The organism is Streptomyces sp. NPDC057654 (genome assembly GCF_042800135.1).
Taxonomy (GTDB): Bacteria; Actinomycetota; Actinomycetes; order Streptomycetales; family Streptomycetaceae; genus Streptomyces.
Genome location: NZ_JBHVHQ010000092.1, coordinates 1 through 16,015, shown reverse-complemented (window position 1 = coordinate 16,015; position 16,015 = coordinate 1). Strand labels below are relative to the sequence as shown.

Annotated in this window: 13 protein-coding genes; 6 read left to right on the top strand and 7 right to left on the bottom strand. The window is 69.1% G+C overall.

Features of this window, described 5'->3' with window-relative positions:
• Positions 1 to 1,171: M64 family metallopeptidase (locus ACFU99_RS10595; RefSeq protein WP_384388803.1), on the top strand; the 1,171-nt coding region annotated here is incomplete at its 5' end.
• Here the strand turns inward: ACFU99_RS10595 and ACFU99_RS10590 are convergent.
• A complete protein-coding gene (locus tag ACFU99_RS10590; RefSeq protein ID WP_384388800.1) occupies positions 1,168 to 1,911 on the bottom strand; it encodes a TetR/AcrR family transcriptional regulator in 744 nt (247 codons plus the stop codon). The two genes, ACFU99_RS10595 and ACFU99_RS10590, sit on opposite strands and share 4 nt — an antisense overlap.
• A 108-nt stretch (positions 1,912 to 2,019) precedes the next feature.
• On the opposite strand from ACFU99_RS10590, the gene ACFU99_RS10585 reads away from it, so the two are divergent.
• Together ACFU99_RS10585 and ACFU99_RS10580 are read left to right on the top strand one after the other, a co-directional pair.
• Entirely contained in the window at positions 2,020 to 3,507 is a 1,488-nt protein-coding gene (locus tag ACFU99_RS10585; protein WP_384388797.1) for an MFS transporter, read from the top strand.
• 246 nt (positions 3,508 to 3,753) lie between these two features.
• Entirely contained in the window at positions 3,754 to 4,041 is a 288-nt protein-coding gene (locus ACFU99_RS10580; RefSeq protein WP_384388794.1) for a hypothetical protein, read from the top strand.
• Between the two features lie 67 nt (positions 4,042 to 4,108).
• Here the strand turns inward: ACFU99_RS10580 and ACFU99_RS10575 are convergent, their stop codons facing one another.
• From ACFU99_RS10575 to ACFU99_RS10550, 6 genes are all read right to left on the bottom strand, one after another.
• Positions 4,109 to 4,894 carry an SDR family oxidoreductase gene (locus tag ACFU99_RS10575; RefSeq protein WP_384388791.1) on the bottom strand — a complete coding sequence of 262 codons (786 nt, stop codon included), beginning with the start codon at positions 4,892 to 4,894 and terminating at the stop codon, positions 4,109 to 4,111.
• Entirely contained in the window at positions 4,887 to 6,086 is a 1,200-nt protein-coding gene (locus tag ACFU99_RS10570) for an MFS transporter (protein ID WP_384388788.1), read from the bottom strand. The genes ACFU99_RS10575 and ACFU99_RS10570 overlap by 8 nt, the downstream gene beginning before the upstream one ends.
• Before the next feature lie 65 nt (positions 6,087 to 6,151).
• Positions 6,152 to 7,873: a thiamine pyrophosphate-binding protein gene (locus tag ACFU99_RS10565; RefSeq protein ID WP_384388785.1), complete on the bottom strand. Its 1,722-nt coding sequence runs from the start codon at positions 7,871 to 7,873 to the stop codon at positions 6,152 to 6,154.
• Positions 7,873 to 8,697, bottom strand: a complete 825-nt coding sequence (locus ACFU99_RS10560; RefSeq protein ID WP_384388782.1) for a phytanoyl-CoA dioxygenase family protein — start codon at positions 8,695 to 8,697, stop codon at positions 7,873 to 7,875. Before ACFU99_RS10560 ends, ACFU99_RS10565 begins: the two co-directional genes overlap by 1 nt.
• Positions 8,698 to 8,724: 27 nt before the next feature.
• On the bottom strand, positions 8,725 to 9,597 hold the full coding sequence (locus ACFU99_RS10555) for a fumarylacetoacetate hydrolase family protein (RefSeq protein ID WP_384388779.1): 873 nt from the start codon (positions 9,595 to 9,597) through the stop codon (positions 8,725 to 8,727).
• A 4-nt stretch (positions 9,598 to 9,601) separates the two neighbouring features.
• Positions 9,602 to 10,642: a hypothetical protein gene (locus ACFU99_RS10550; RefSeq protein WP_384388777.1), complete on the bottom strand. Its 1,041-nt coding sequence runs from the start codon at positions 10,640 to 10,642 to the stop codon at positions 9,602 to 9,604.
• A gap of 1,258 nt (positions 10,643 to 11,900) precedes the next feature.
• On the opposite strand from ACFU99_RS10550, the gene ACFU99_RS10545 reads away from it, so the two are divergent.
• The 3 genes from ACFU99_RS10545 to ACFU99_RS10535 form a co-directional block, all read left to right on the top strand.
• On the top strand, positions 11,901 to 13,622 hold the full coding sequence (locus ACFU99_RS10545; protein WP_384388775.1) for a serine/threonine-protein kinase: 1,722 nt from the start codon (positions 11,901 to 11,903) through the stop codon (positions 13,620 to 13,622).
• Positions 13,623 to 13,766: 144 nt separating this feature from the next.
• Positions 13,767 to 15,389 (top strand): succinic semialdehyde dehydrogenase, encoded by a 1,623-nt coding sequence (locus ACFU99_RS10540; protein ID WP_384388772.1) that lies wholly within the window; start codon positions 13,767 to 13,769, stop codon positions 15,387 to 15,389.
• 53 nt (positions 15,390 to 15,442) lie between these two features.
• Positions 15,443 to 16,015: NAD(P)-binding protein (locus ACFU99_RS10535; protein WP_384388769.1), on the top strand; the 573-nt coding region annotated here is incomplete at its 3' end.

Here is a 16,015-nt window from a genome sequence, read left to right as displayed (position 1 = left end):
GTACTTCACCGGTCCGGGCGGCCACCCGCTGCACACCACCGTCCCCGCCGCGCGGCCGCTCTCCCCGGCGGAGCGGTCGACGATCGCCGCCGACGGCGACGTCACCCCGATCGTCCAGAACGGGCCCGTGGGCAGCAAGCTCGACATCGTCTTCATCGGCGACGGCTACACCGCCGCCCAGCAGGGCGACTTCCACGCGGACGTCCGCGCCAAGTGGGCGAAGATCGCCGCGGTGCAGCCCTACGCCTCGTACACGAACCTCTTCAACGTCTGGGCCGTCGACGCCGTCTCGCGGCAGTCCGGCGTCTCCGGCGACCCGGTGCAGAGCGTGGTCAAGGACACCGCGCTCGGCTCCAACTTCTTCTGCGGCGGCACCGAGCGGCTGCTGTGCGTGAACACCCGCAAGGTCGAGTCGTACGCGGCCAAGGCCCCGGCCGCCGATCTGGTCGTGGTGCTCTCCAACTCCACCAAGTACGGCGGCGCGGGCTACAACGACGTCAGCTCGCAGGTCGGCTACGACGGCATCGCGACCGCGTCCTCCGACCACCCGCAGTCCGACCAGATCGCCGTTCACGAGACGGGCCACTCGCTGGGGAAGCTCGCCGACGAGTACGACTACGGGCAGCCCGGCACGTACACCGGCCCCGAGCCCGCGCAGGCCAACATCAGCAAGCTCACGGCCGGTCCGATGGGCGCGCAGCGCAAGAAGTGGTACCGCTGGCTCGGCCAGACCTCGCCGGACGGCGGGACGGTCGGCGCGTACGAGGGCGGCGGCTACTACCAGCACGGGCTCTACCGCCCGACCGAGAACTCGATCATGCGGACGCTCGGCCGGCAGTTCAACCTCCCGGGCCGCGAGGCGATGATCGCGGGCTTCCACCGCCACGCGTCCGTACTGAGCAGCGCCACGCCGACCGGCCGGACCCTGGCCCGTACGGACCGCGTCACCGTCGAGGCCCCGGACTCCGCGCCCGTGCGCTGGTACGTCGACGGCCGCGAGGCCGGGGCCGCGCGCGGCGCGGCGACGGTGACCCCGCGCACACTCGGCCTGCCGGCCGACGGCCGCCCGCACACCGTGACGGCCCGCGCCGAGGACCGTACGGACGCGGTGCGCGACCCGGCGCTGCGGGCGCTGCTCACAGGCTCGCTGACCTGGCAGGTCGCGGGCTAGGAGCTGGTGCTCCCGCCCAGGGCGCGGGTGCATACGTCCAGCAGGCCGCCGTCCCCGTACGCGCGGGCGAGCCGGTCGAAGCCCCGGTCGAGGACGTCGTGGACGTCCTCGCGGACGCGGGCGGCCGGTTCGCCCGCCGCGAGCTCGCCGTGCAGGACCTCGAAGGCGATGGTGCCGACCGAGACGACGAACGTCGCGAAGATCGTCAGCTCCTGCCGGTGCACGGGGTCCTCGCCCGCCGCGCCCGCCCGCTCGACGAGGTACTCGGTCAGCAGCACCTTGCGCTGTTCCACGAGCGGCAGGAAGCTGCGGCGCAGCGCGGCGCTCGGCAGCAGGATGCGGGCGAAGGTGCGGCTCCGCTCGACCCACTGGTCGGACAGCACGAGCTCGAAGGAGTCGAGGTAGAAGTCCCGGAGCTGGGCGAGGAGTTCGGCGCCGGAGGGGGCGTCCGCGACGGCGGCGGGGAGCTTGGCGATGAACTCCTGGCGGCGGTTGAAGAAGATGTCCTCCTTCGACGCGAAGTGCGTGAAGACGGTGGCGGGGGCCACGTCGGCCTCGGCGGCGATCCGGGTGAGGGTGACGGAGTCGAAGCCCTGCTCGGCGAAGAGCCGGAAGGCGGCGTCGTAGATGGCGCAGCGGGTGCGCTCCCGCTTGCGGGGACGCATTCCGGTGCCGGTTCCGATCGACGTCCTGGCGTCGGGGTCGGGGTCGGCTACGGCGGTGGGCGTGTGCTCCGTCATAGGGCCAGGGTATCCCGCCTCCGAACCGAAAATATAGGTGCTACATTTTTAGAGCTGCTCTAGTTTCACTGGGAGCAGCCTCACTCAGCACCACTTGGAGCACCCGCCATGTCTGCCCCGTCTACACCGTCTGCCTCGTCAGCCCCGTCCGTCACGAGTACCGATACCGGTCACCCGCCCGCCCAGAAGCGGCTGCCGACCACGGCGATCCTCGTCATCGCGTGCGCGGCGCAGTTCATGGTCATCCTCGATGTGTCGATCGTGAACGTCGCCCTCCCCTCGATGCGCGACACCCTGCACCTGGCCCCCGCCGGCATGCAGTGGATCGTCAACGCCTACACCCTCGGCTTCGCCGGCCTGCTGCTGCTCGGCGGCCGCGCCGCCGACCTCGTCGGCACGAAGAAGGCGCTGCTCACCGGCCTCGGCGTGTTCACCCTCGCCTCGCTCGTCTGCGGCCTCGCCTCCAGCGGCGGGGCACTGATCGCCGCCCGCGCGGTGCAGGGCGTCGGCGGCGCGGTCCTCGCGCCCGCCACCCTCACCCTGATCATGACGACGTTCACCGAGCCCCAGGCCCGCACCCGTGCCATGGGCGCCTGGAGCGCCGTCATGGCGGCCGGCGGCGCGACCGGCGCGGTCATCGGCGGCGTCCTCACCGAGTACGCGGGCTGGCGCTGGGTCTTCTTCGTCAACGTCCCGATCGGCGTGGCCCTGATCGCCGCCGCCCTCGCGTACGTACCGGCCGCCGCCGGCATCCGGGGCGGCCTCCGCCGCCTCGACATACCCGGCGCCGTCTCCGTCACCGCCGGCCTGACCGCCCTGGTCTACGGCATCATCTCGACCGAGAGCCACGCCTGGAGCGCCCCCGAGGTCTGGGCCTCGCTCGGCGGCGCCGTGCTCCTGCTCGCCGCCTTCGTCCTCATCGAGTCGAAGGTCGCCCACCCGCTGGTGCCGCTCGCGATCCTGCGCCGCCGCACCCTGGCCACCTCCAACATCGTGGTGCTGCTCGTGGGCGCGGCCATGTTCTCGATGTGGTTCCTGCTCTCCCTCTACCACCAGCAGGTCCTCGGCTTCAGCGCGGTCCAGGCCGGGCTCAGCTTCCTGCCCGGCTCCCTCTCGGTGATCGTGGGCGCGCAGCTCGCCACCCGGCTCATCGGCCGTACGGGGCCGCGCCCGCTGCTGGTCGTCGGCATGCTGGTGAGCACCGCCGGGTTCGCCTGGCTGTCGTTCATCGGCGCGCACGGCAGCTACGCCACGGACGTACTGGTGCCGCTGATGTTCTGCGCGTTCGGCATGGGCCTGTCGATGATGCCCGCGACGGTCGCCGCGACCACCGGCACCGCCCGCGCCGAGGCGGGCCTGGCCTCCGGCCTCGTCAACACCTCCCGCCAGGTGGGCGGTGCGATCGGCCTCGCCGTCCTCGCCACCATCGCGTCCCACCTGACCGCCTCGCACCTGTCGTCCCACCCGCACGACATGGCCGCCGCCCTGACCGCCGGGTACGGGCGCGCCCTGCTGGTCGCCGCCGCGTTCACCGCGTGCGCGGCCGTCGGAAGTCTGCTGCTGCCGGGCCGCAAGGAGACGCACCCGGCGGTGTAGCGCTCCGGCCGCCTGAATGGGAATTCGGGAAACAAAAAACCGGGAACTCCCTTATACCGCAGTGGATTTCGAGCCCCCATGATGAGGCCGCACCATAATGGTGCGACCTCATCGTCGTCCCCGCGTATGGGACACTGGCCGCCATCCACGTCGCGTGCGCCGTGAAGCTCCATAGGGGAAAGGGCCGTTATGTTCGGACTGGGAAATAAGAAGAAACAAGAGGACGAAGTTCTCATCCTGCATGACGTGGACGCGGTGAGAGCCGCTGTACTGCGGGCTTTGGAGAGCGCTGATCCCCAGGAGCGGCCGGGACTCGAACGCGCCATATCCGTCATCGACGACGAGTGCGCGCTGACGGATTCCGATCTGCGCAAGCGGTGGGTCCTGCGGGTTCTCGCCGACCGCGGCCTCGACCCCGGGGAATACAGCGTGGGGGCGGTGGCCGCGGTACGCGAGACCGCTCCTGCTCTGAGCCTGGTCACCGCTGCCCAAATGGTGCAGGAAGCGACCAACACACCCGGGGCCGCGTCCTGAAGTGAGCGGTATGGCTCCCCGGCACCGTTTTTCGACACCATTTCGGCGCCGGGGAGCCCTCGTGCTTCTACAGCGCGGTGATCATTCCTCCGTCGCACCGGTACGCCGAGCCGGTGAGGTAGCCCGCCCGGTCCGAGCACAGGAACGCCGCCAGCTCGCCCATGTCCTCCGGGGTTCCGTACCGGCCGGCCGGGATCAGGCCCTCCGTTGCCGCCCGCACCTCGTCGGGAGCGATGCCCCGGTCACGGGCGCGCGCCGCGTCGACCGCCTGCACGCGCGGGGTGTCGATACGGCCGGGGACGATCGAATTGACGGTGATTCCGTCGCCCGCGAGGTCGTTCGCCAGGAGCTTCATATACGCGTTCACGGCGGACCGGATGACCGAGGAGACGGCGAGTTCGCCGATGGGCGAGACCACCGAGCTGGAGGAGACGTACAGCAGCCTGCCCCACCGGTTCTCGCGCATCGCGCCGACGACGGACTCGACCACCTGCCGCAGGGACAGGAACATCGAGCTGTACGCCTGGGAGAAATCGTCCGCCGTGGCGGCGGTAACGCGGCCCGGCCGGTATCCCGGCCCGTTGAGCACGGCGATATCGAAGCTCTTCCCGTACCGCCGCAGGGTTTCCGGGATGTCCTCGGGCCGGGAGAGATCGAGTCCGATTCCGGAGACGGCGCCCGCACTGCCTCCGGTCGGCAGCGCGATATTCGCCGCCGCCTTCTCGGCCTTCTCCGCGTCGCGGCCGGCGATGGTCACCGCCGTGCCCTGAGCGGCGAGGCTCCGCGCGATCCCCAGGCCGATACCCGAGGTCCCGCCGAGTACGAGAGCGGTCTTGTTCTGCCCGTTACGCACTGACCTTCTCCTTTCGATTCGCGGCAGTGGTGAAGACGTGCAGGGCCAGCAGTACGGCCGCGAACCCGAGGAAGATCAGCACGATGGTGGTGAAACCGGTGATGACCACGCTGTCGAACGCCAGCAGCAGCAGCCCGGTGAAGAACATCTTGATGGCCCCCTGGAGCGCGCTCGCCGCGCCGCGGGACTTCTCCACCATCGTCATGCTCAGGGTCAGCGTGAGCGGGGCCACCACACCGCAGGTGAAGCCCAGCGCGACCGAGAACACGCCGATCTTCCACAGGCTGCTGTCCAGATCCGCGAAGGCCGATACCGCGAATATCACCAAGTAGGCCGCGAGGCCCCGGAGATAGGTGTCCTTGGGCGTCCAGCTGATCCAGCTGTTGAAGAAGGACCCGCAGATGATGGAGACCGAATACAGGATGTAGAAGAGGCTGTTGCCCAGCGGGCTGACGCCCAGCGCGTCGAACGCGAAGGGCGCCGTGGCGTAGAACGCGATGGTGAAGGAGAAGATCAGCGCCGAAGCGATGCTGTACGACGTGAAGTTGAGGTTCTTGAGAACGCTCGTGTACGCCTCCAGCTTGCCCGTCTTCCCCTGACCGCCCGCCGGGGCCGGATGGGTTTCCGGCATCAGCGAGGCGATCATGACCAGCCCGGCGACGACGGCGAGCGCGAACAGCAGGAACTGCACGTGCCAGCCGAAGTGGATGCCGATGAAACTGCCGATCAGCGGGGCCAGCGACGGCGAGAGCTGGCTCGCCATCGAGAAGTAGGAGAACGCCTTGCGCAGCTTTCCGGGCTCCTGCAAGGTGTCCACGATCAATGCTCGGGATATCACGGTGCACGATGCTGTGCCCAGGGCGGTCAGCACGCGGGAGATGTCCAGCACGACGATATTCTGGGCGAGATAGCCCAGGAGCAGACCCACTGCGGCGACGCCGAGTCCCGACGTCAAGGCTATCTTGCGGCCCTTGGCGTCGGAGAGACTCCCGTAGAAGAACTGGGCCAGGCCGAGCACGATCATGTAGAACACGATGAGGTTCTTCATGGTGCCCTGCCCGACGTCCAGATCCTTCTGGATGGTCGGGAGAGACGGGTTGAAAAAATCCACTGCCATCAGACCGATGACAACACTGAAAAAAGCGAAGCAAAGTACGCGCACTTCGTTGCTCGTAAACTTCGCACCAGACATCTCCGCCGCCTACCTCTGTGTTATTTCTGTGGTGCGCACCTCAGCACCGTCCCTGACGGGCCGAGTCATGCATGGTTTTCACTCTTCGACCGCGCGAAGGACCTCAGGTTCTCCTGGTACGACCGCGCTGGAGTGGCGGCGTCGCGGTCGACGGCTATGTGCAGTACCTGGACGCCGCCGTCGCCCCTGATCTTCTGGGCGACGGTGTCCAGCTCGTCGAGCGTGTTCACCCGGAACCCCTCCGCCCCGAGGGACTCGGCGAACTTCACCCAGTCGTGGTCCGGGAGCACGCTCAGCTCCGCGAGGTTCTCCCTGTTGTTCATATGGGTCGCGCCGTAGGCGGAGTTGTCGAATATCGCGAAGACGATGTTCCTGCGATACCGCACGGCGGTCTGTATCTCCGCGCCGCTCATGAGGGCGCAGCCGTCCCCGGTGATGACGAGGCACGGTTCCTCGCGGGCGAAGGAGACGCCGATCGCCGCGCCGAACGCCCAGCCCATCACGCCCATGGTGGTGCTGGAGTAGAAGCCGGCGTCGATCCGCGTCTGCCAGTAGTGGGTGGCGAAGGACCGGTGGTTTCCCGAATCCGCGATGCAGGCCCGGTCGCCCAGCCACTTGTTCAGGCATTCCACCGCGCGGCCGGGGTGCATCGCGCCGGGGTCCTCGTCGGGCAGCGGCACGTACAGCGGAATGCGCCGCGTACGTTCCCCGAGGTCCGCGTTCCAGGGGAACTTGGCCCCGGCGCCCGTGCCGTATCCGGCCAGCGAGTCCTCCCAGTGGCGCAGGAACAGCAGCTCGTCGCAGAGCAGCGTCCGGGAGCCCGGGGAGAAGTTGCCGATGTCCTCGACCGACGATGTCACCTCGATGACGTTCTTGGCCCGGGAGAGCCGGGCGTCGTACGCGTTGGTGTTCCACTGTGTGGGCCGGCACCCCAGCAACAGCACCGTTTCCGGGGCCTGTTCGGTGAAGAGTTCGGTGGCCCGCAGATTTCCGGAGTACCCGAACACGCCGACACTGTTCGGGTGGCTCTCGGTGAAGGCGCCCTTGGCGTCCACGGTGCAGCCGACGAGGATGTCATGGGATTCCGACAGCCGGGTCAGCAGCTGCCGCACATCCTTCTTATTGGCGTGCGAACCGACCAGCACGGCGACGCTCGCGGAGGAGTTGACCGTGGCGAGCACGCTCTGGAGTTCCTGTTCGTCGCACTGGACGCGCGACGTCGACAGCGACCGCATGCTGATGGCGGATTCCGCCGTTTCCGCCGTGAGCACATCCGCGGCATAGGACAGATATACCGGCCGGGTGGGGCGCTCGACCAGTTTCCTCAGCGTGATGTTCCAGTACCGGATCGGGTGCTGCGCGCTGCGCACCTGGAGCGCCGAGCTGGTGACGGGCGTCAGCATCGCCGCCACGTCGAGGCCCGTGGGCGTCACGTCCTGGAGCGCGTCGTGGGCGTCGAAGCCCCGCGGCACATGCCCCGACAGCAGCGTCACGGGCGACCGGTCGGCGTCCGCGTTGACCAGGCCCGGCACGGCGTTGGCCACGCCCGGACCGTCCAGCGCGATGGCCACGCCGGTGGACTCCGACGCCCTGGCGTAGCCGTCGGCCATCGCCGCGGCCCCGCCCTCGGCGGCGGCGATCACCGGGGAGATGCGGGGGTGGCCCGCCGGGTCCGCCGCCCGGTAGTTCGACATGAACGCGTTGATCATCTTCCCCGGGACCATGAAGAAGGCCGAAACCCCTTCGTCCCAGAGGGAATCCAGGATCACCCGTGACACGTTCGGCATCAGCGGGATTCCTGTTCCACGATGTCGGACAGGCCGCGGTACCCGATGCCGTCGGTGAAGACGGACCTGCCGCACGATTCCTCGATCAGTTCGCGCGAGATGTTCGGCAGGTCGGCGAAGAAGTTGTTCGCCTTGTGGTTGGTGAAATCGGAGATGTGCAGCTTCTCCGTCAGCCGGGCCCGCAGATACCGCAGGTAGTCCTGGGTGACCGCGCCGCCGACGGAGAACGTCCACTGGAGTGCGAGGCGCTCGACGTCGCTGTCCACCTGCGGCTGGGTGCCGCGGTGCACCGCGCGGTAGTCGAATATCACCAGGTCCCCGGCTCTGTTGCGCACCGTGTTCCGCTGCGTGTACTCGTGATGGCTCACGAGGTCCTCCCGCTCCTCGCGGGAGCGCAGCGGGCTGGACTGGACGATGTCCATGCCGCCGCCCCGTACGGGGTCGTTGTCCTGGAGGTAGATGTTGAACATCAGGATCGCGGGGAAGTCGCCGGGCTTGTTGACGGGCACCGACAGCATGCGGTCGTCGATGTGCCAGTTGACCACCAGCCCCTTGCGGATGGTGAAGTTCGGGTAGAGCAGCAGGGAACCGACCTTGTTGTTCAGGTCGGCCACCATCTCGTAGAACTTCTCGGAGAAGAGCGCTTCCTTGAGCTCGGGGCTCCGGAGGAACAGGCTCGGCGGCATCGTCCCGCCGACACCATTCGAGAGGATCTCCTCGGAAACGTGCCGAAGGCTCCGCACGGTTTCGGGGTCGAGGTAGTTCTCGATGACGCAGTAGCCTTCTTCGGCGAGCTGATCGAAGTGCGTGGCCTCGAATACCATTTCTGATCCTTCCTCGGATGTCTGCGACTACGCTGCTTCGACGGGGTGTTCCAGCACGCCGACGCCGGCGACCTCGGCGCGTACGGTGTCACCGGGCTTGATCACCGCGGCGCCCGGCGTGCCGGTGGCGATGACCGTTCCGGCCGGAAGCGTGCGGCCCGCGGAGAAGTACTCCACGATCTTCGCCGGGTCGTGCTTCATATTGCTCGCGGTGTTGCGCGCGACGACCTCGTCGTTGAGGTAGGTGGTGATGCGGATGTCCGCCAGATCCTTGCTCTGCTCCCCTTCCCGCAGCACCAGGCTCGGGCCGATGCTGGCGAAGGTGTCGAAGCCCTTGCTCCACGGGATGTAGCGGAGGTTCTCGCGGATGGCGTCCTCGGCCGTCATATCGATGACCGTGGTGAACCCGAGGATGTAGTCGAAGGCGTATTCCGCGGGGACGTTCTTCGCGTCCTTGCCCAGCACGATCCCCAGCTCCGCCTCGGCGGTGACGCGCTGCGACTGCGCGGGAATCTTGATGGCGTCGCCGTTGGCTATCACGCAGCTGTACGGACGCAGATACGAGCCCGGGAACGCGGGCTGGGTCGCCTCCAAGTCCTGCGCGTGGGCAACGAAGTTGAGCCCGACGCCCCAGATCTGCGGTATGGACGACAGGAGCAGCGAATCCCGGAGGGATACCGTCCCGATGTCGATGCTCTCCCGGCCGGCGGCGCGCTGCTCGCGGAACGCCTCGGACAGCCGCTGCATCTTCTGTGCCGAGATGAGCTGCGCGACATCGATCGGCAGCGTCTCGTTCAGCACGTCCGACAGCTGTCGCACCGAAGCCCTGTAGCCGTCGTGGTCCTCCAGGACGATGTCCTGCTGCTGACCGACGACATGCGGGTAGACCTTGATGTTCAAATTCCTACTCCGTCTCCAGGAAGGACTTCGCGATGGCTTCGATGTCGGTGCGGACGAGATCCTGCTGATAGGCCAGCGGCTTCACCGCGTCCATCAGCGTGGTCCGGCTGATGGAGTACTTCTCGGCCATGTCGGAGATGGCGGGGAAGTTCTTCGAGTGCAGCCCGTACAGCGCGCCGAGCACCTGGAGTTCCCGGTCGGTCTTGAGGGTCTCCAGCCGGGAGACGCAGTATTCGCTGGTGTAGGCGAGGGCGTCCGTGTTGTAGATGCGCTTGTTCTCGCGGAGTTCCAGGGCGGCGGCCATCTGTTCCAGCACGGCATTGCCGGCGTCCCGGCCGAGCCCCGCCAGGGTGCAGTCGACGATGGACGCGCCGTTCTCGGCCGCGGCCATGGAGTTGGCGTTGGCCAGCCCCAGGTTGTTGTGGCCGTGGAAGCCGAGCGGCGTCCGCAGCCGCCGCGAGGCCGCGCCGAAGAGCTCCGCCGTGCGCTCGGGCAGGAACTGCCCCACCGAATCGACGAAGTACAGGCCGTCGAGGTCACAGGCGTTCTCGATGCGGGAGCCGATCTCCACGGCCTCATCGGTGTCGCACACATGCGATTTCATCAGGTTCACGAAGACCGTCAGCCCGAGCTCCTTGGCCCGCTCGACGTAGTCGAAGACCAGCTCGTACGCCTTCATGTCCGCGCCGATACGCGTGAACTTCATCCCCGCGTCGGCCAGCGGCTCCAGATCCTCCACGGAAGCGACCGCGGCCTGCGCGAACATGCCCCAACTGGCGTCCGTGGGCAGGAACCTGGCGGCGAGATCGCACCACTCGCGATCGGAGATGTTCGACTCGGCGATCGTATTTCCCTTGATGCCGAGCCCGTGCCCGACCTCGATCCATTCCAGCCCCGAAGAACTGACGGCCGCGAGAATGGTCTCGATCGTCTGCATATCGAACTGAAAATTAACGGAGTAGGCGCCGTCCCGTACCGTGCAGTCCATGATGGTATGCCGGGGCGGCTGTGGGAGCAGGGGAGTGCGTTGCTTGTTCACTGGCATGACTTTCCTCCTGTTGATTTCCCATGGATGACGTATTTCGCGCATCGTGCAGGTGGTGAACAGGGGTGACGCAGTGGAGCAGGCAGCGGAAAATGGCCGCGGCGGCGGGTGCGGAATTCACAGGCGGGCGACGTCGGCAGCCTGATTCCGGCAGGCCGATGCCGAGGCCGGATGAAAAGAAAATGTTCCTCGAACGCGACTGAAGGTAACATCGCGCAGAATGACTACATCGATGTCGAGGACGAGAAAGAGAGCCGGTAGAACATCTCGGCGACCTTTACCGACCCGAACGCCGATTCGGCGCGGGCAGCGCCCATGGCAAGACTCCGGTGCAGGGCTTGCGGCATGCTCACAGCAGTCTTCCCCCGACTGTCATGGTGCTGATGAAGCGCGCGGACCGTGCCGGCCGGCCTCGCTCGGCCAACCTCGATGCATACTGAATCAAGGTGCCTGTGTACCTCGCAACCACTTTCAGGTTTCTTGGGTCGTTCTTTACGCGGCGTGCCACGCCCAGGACGCTGCGCGTCGGGCGGAGTTCACCATCCGGGCCGATCGCCCTCCGGCGTTCCCATCCGCACCTAAACCTCAAACTCCCGCCTCCGTAGGCGAGTTGAGGATCGCGTTCGGACCGAATAGGTGTGACCCACGTCGCAATGAACGCATCGGAATGTGTCTTACGGGCAATAGCCGTGACGGCCCCGGTGCCCGCGATCGGCCCCTCCGTGCGCCATCTGTCCGATGTCACCGGAATCGCCAAGTCCGCCCCGGAGAGGGGTATTTCGCATAGGCGGCGGGATGATGCGCCGCTGGTCCGTGATGCCGGATCCGAGAAAGCTGATGCCCTGTCAAACTATCGGGCTACGACTTTTACACCTGTTCGATTTTCAACAGGGACAGGATTCCCGTTGATTTGGACCGCGAAGCGTCTTCGTGGCAGATGATTTCCGATGCGGGGTGACGGGGTGACGGGGTGACGGGACCGCCGTCGAAGAGTCCGCAGCCCGGCGCTTCATGCGACCCGTGCGGGTGTCCGTAAAGCGGTTGCGCAAGTGTTCGGTTCTGGGCCTGGTCGTGCGCACCACGTGTACGAGGACAGCCTCGCCGTCGCCCGGGCGTTCGGTGCGGGGGAGGCCGAGGGCGGCCGTTGACCGCCCCGTGAATCCGTGGCCGCCATAGGGGCGTTGCCGTCCCCCGACCCGCCGGGAGCGGGCCGGTACGGTACCCGCCCGTGGGCTGATGCGTGGGGCAAGATGAGGCCATGGGGACCTTCGGTGGAGACGGTCGGCTGCTGGCCGGGCGTTACCGGCTCGGGGAGCGGCTCGGGCGGGGCGGGATGGGGACGGTCTGGCGGGCCACCGATGAGTTGCTCGGACGCGAGGTCGCCGTCAAGGAACTGCATCTGACCGACGCGCTGTCCGCCGCCCAGGCCGACGAGCAGCGCCAGCGGACGCTGCGCGAGGCCCGTACGGTCGCGCAGCTCAAGCATCCGAACGTGATCGTCCTGCACGACGTGGTCGAGGAGGACGAGCGGCCGTGGATCGTCATGGAGCTCGTCGACGGCCGGTCGCTGGCCGACGCGCTCGCCGCGGACGGGCCCGTCGGCGCGCGGGAGGCCGCCCGCATCGGGGTGTCGATCCTCGGCGCCCTGCGCGCCGCGCACGCCCAAGGGGTGCTGCACCGCGACATCAAACCCCCCAATGTGCTGATGGAATCCGCCACCGGCCGCATCGTGTTGACGGACTTCGGCATCGCCCAGGTCTCCGGAGTCACCACCATCACGGAGACCGGCGCCTTCGTGGGCTCGCCCGAGTACACCGCCCCCGAGCGGATGTCCGGCCGTACGACCGGACCGGAGTCCGACCTGTGGTCGCTCGGCGTGCTGCTGTGCGCGGCGCTCAGCGGCGAATCGCCGTTCCGGCGCGACTCGTTGGGCGGAATCCTGCACGCCGTGGTCTATGACGAGATCCGGCCGCCCGTCGCCGCGGGCGAGTTGCTGCCCGTCGTGCGGGGCCTGCTGGAGCGCGACCCGGCGCGAAGAATGAGGGCGGAGGAGGCGGAGGGGCGGCTGCGCGCGTATCTGCGTACGGGCCGGATGCCGGTGCTGGGACGCCCGTACGCGCCGACGCAGGCCGGCGTCCCCGTGCCCGTACCCGCCGCGCCCTCCGCCCTCTCGTCCTCCGCCGCCGTCACCCGCATCCGCCGCTCCTTCCCGCGCCGCCCCCCGGACGCTCCCGGCGCGCCGCCGCCGGACACCTCGCAGGCGGCCCGCGCGCACCGGGCCCGCGTCGCCCTCATGGCGGCCGTCGCCGTCGTCGCCCTCGCCGGAGTCGGCGCGGGGTTCGCCGCCCTCATGCTCGGCGGCCGGGGAGGCGAGGGCGGCGGCCCGGGGAAGACCTCCCATACCCCCTTCGGCACCCCGTCGGTCGCGACGACCAGCTCCTCGCCCCGCCCCTCGGCCACCCCCTCCGGCCGGACCGCGGACGACCACGCTCCGCCGGGCCGCCCCTCCGCCCCCGGCACCGTCCCCGCCGGCTACCACATGGTGCGTGACCCCGCCGGTTTCGCCTTCGCCGTCCCCGACGGCTTCACCCGCTCCTTCGAGCCGCCGCGCGTCTTCTACTACGCGCCGGGCAAGACGTTCCGCCTCGGCGTCCACATCCAGGACCAGCGCCCGGACGGCCCGATGGGCGCGACGCGCGCCTCGCACGCGCAGGGCGCGGCCCACTACCCGGGCTACCGCTCGGCCCGCGTCGAGCGGCTCTCGCACGCCGGGCGCCCGGCCGCGCTGTGGGAGTTCACCTGGAACGGCTTCGACGGGGACGCGGGCCCCCGCCGCACCCGCGACCTCACCTGGAACGAGGGCGGCAAGATGTACGACGTGTGGGTCTCCTCCCCGGCCGGCGAGGCCACCGAGGGCCGCCGCCACTTCGACACCGCCCTGGACACCTTCGTGCGGACGCCCCCGGAATCGGCCCCCTGAGCCCTCGCCTCTGGGGGGCAATAGCGCCTCTGACCTGCGCATACATCAATCTGCGCCAGTAGGTGCTGGCGCAATTGTGCATGACCGGTGAAAACTGGCTACTGGCGGGTACCCAAAGCGCCCGCCCCGTCATACGCTCGCCGCATGACGGACTCGCAGGGCAGCCCACAGGACCGTTCCACCCCGGCCGGCGGCAACCCCGTCGCCGCCCCCGGCGCGCGCACCGCCGCCGACGTGGTCACCCCCGACCTCGTCGCCCGCCTGACCCGCGGCGTCATCGGCGGCGGCACCACCGCGGGCCACACCCCCTTCACCGGGGAGAAGCTCGCCGACCTGCCCGAGGCCACCCCGGACGACGTCGCCGAAGCCTTCGCGCGGGCCCGCGAGGCGCAGCGCGGCTGGGCCGCCACGCCCGTACAGCGACGCGCCGCGGTCCTCCTGCGCTTCCACGACCTCCTGCTGCGCCGCCAGTCCGAGGTCCTCGACCTCATCCAGCTGGAGACCGGCAAGACGCGGCTGCACGCGCACGAGGAGGTGCAGAGCGTCACCGTCGCCGCCCGCCACTACGGCCGCCGCGCCCACGCCTACCTGCGGCCCAAGGCGCACACCGGGGTCATCCCGACGCTGACCAAGGTCACCGAACTGCGCCAGCCGCGCGGCGTCATAGGCCAGATCGCCCCCTGGAACTACCCGCTCGAACTCTCCGTCAGCGACGCCTTCCCCGCCTTCGCCGCGGGCAACGCCGTCGTCATGAAGCCCGACACCGAGACGGCGCTCACCGCCCTGTGGGCCCGCGACCTCCTCATCGAGGCCGGGCTGCCCGCCGCCGTCTGGCAGGTCGTCCTCGGCGAGGGCCCCGTCGTCGGCCCCGCCGTCGTCGCCCACGCCGACTACGTCTCCTTCACCGGCTCCACCCGTACGGGCCGCGAGGTCGCCCAGGGCGCCGCCGCCCGCCTCGTCGGCGCGTCCCTCGAACTCGGCGGCAAGAACGCCATGCTGGTCCTCGACGACGCCGACCTCGACAAGGCCGCCGCGGGCGCGGTCCGCGGCTGCTTCTCCTCCGCCGGGCAGCTGTGCATCTCCATAGAGCGGCTGTACGTGCACGACTCCATAGCCGACGCGTTCCTGGAGCGCTTCGCCGCCCGTACGAAGGCGATGCGGCTCGGCGCGGCCCTCGCCTACGGCGCGGACATGGGATCGCTGGTCGGCGAGCGGCAGTTGGAGACCGTCAGCCGCCATGTGGAGGAGGCCGTCGCCAAGGGCGCCCGGCTCGTCGCGGGCGGCAGGGCCCGCCCCGACGTCGGCCCGCTCTTCTACGAGCCCACGATCCTCGACGGCGTCGAGCCCCCCATGTCCGTATGCACGGAGGAGACGTTCGGCCCGGTCGTCTCCCTCTACCGCTTCACCGACGAGCAGGAGGCCGTGGAGCGCGCCAACGGCACGCCGTACGGGCTCAACGCCAGCGTCTGGTCCAAGGACGGCCGCCGCGGCCGGGCCGTCGCCGCCCGGCTGCGGGCCGGCACGGTCAACGTCAACGAGGCGTACGCCGCCGCGTACGGCAGCGCCCAGTCGCCGATGGGCGGCATGGGCGACTCCGGTCTCGGCCGCCGCCACGGCTCCGAGGGCATCCTCAAGTACACGGAGGCGCAGACCGTCGCCCAGCAGCGGATCATGCCGCTGGCCCCCGCCTTCGGCCTCGACGACGAGAAGTACGCGCGGCTGATGACCAGCAGCCTGCGCGCGCTGAAGGCGCTCCGCTTCCGCTGACCGACCGCCCGCCCGTATGCGCGGGGCGGTCCCACCGATCTCAAGGAGAGCCAGTGTCACGGGAGAAGTGCGTCCACGACTACGACGTGATCGTCGTCGGCTCCGGCTTCGGCGGCGCGGTGACCGCCCTGCGGCTGACCGAGAAGGGCTACCGCGTCGGCGTCCTGGAGGCCGGCCGCCGCTTCACCCGCGACACCCTCCCCAAGAACTCCTGGGACCTGCGCAACTACCTGTGGGCCCCCGCCCTCGGCCTCTACGGCATCCAGCGCGTCCACCTCCTCGGCAAGGTGATGGTCCTCGCCGGGGCAGGCGTCGGCGGCGGCTCGCTCAACTACGCCAACACCCTCTACGTACCGCCGAAGGCCTTCTTCGACGACCCGCAGTGGGCCGGGATCACCGACTGGCAGCAGGAGCTGGCCCCCTATTACGACCAGGCGCAGCGCATGCTCGGCGTCCGGCTCAACAAGACCATGACCCCCTCCGACGTCCACCTCAAGGCCGCCGCCGAGAAGATGGGCGTGGGCGACACCTTCCACATGGCGCCGGTCGGGGTGTTCTTCGGCGACGGCGACGACGCGACGGGCGAGGTGCGGGCCGCGCCCGGCGCCGAGGCCCCCGACCCGTAC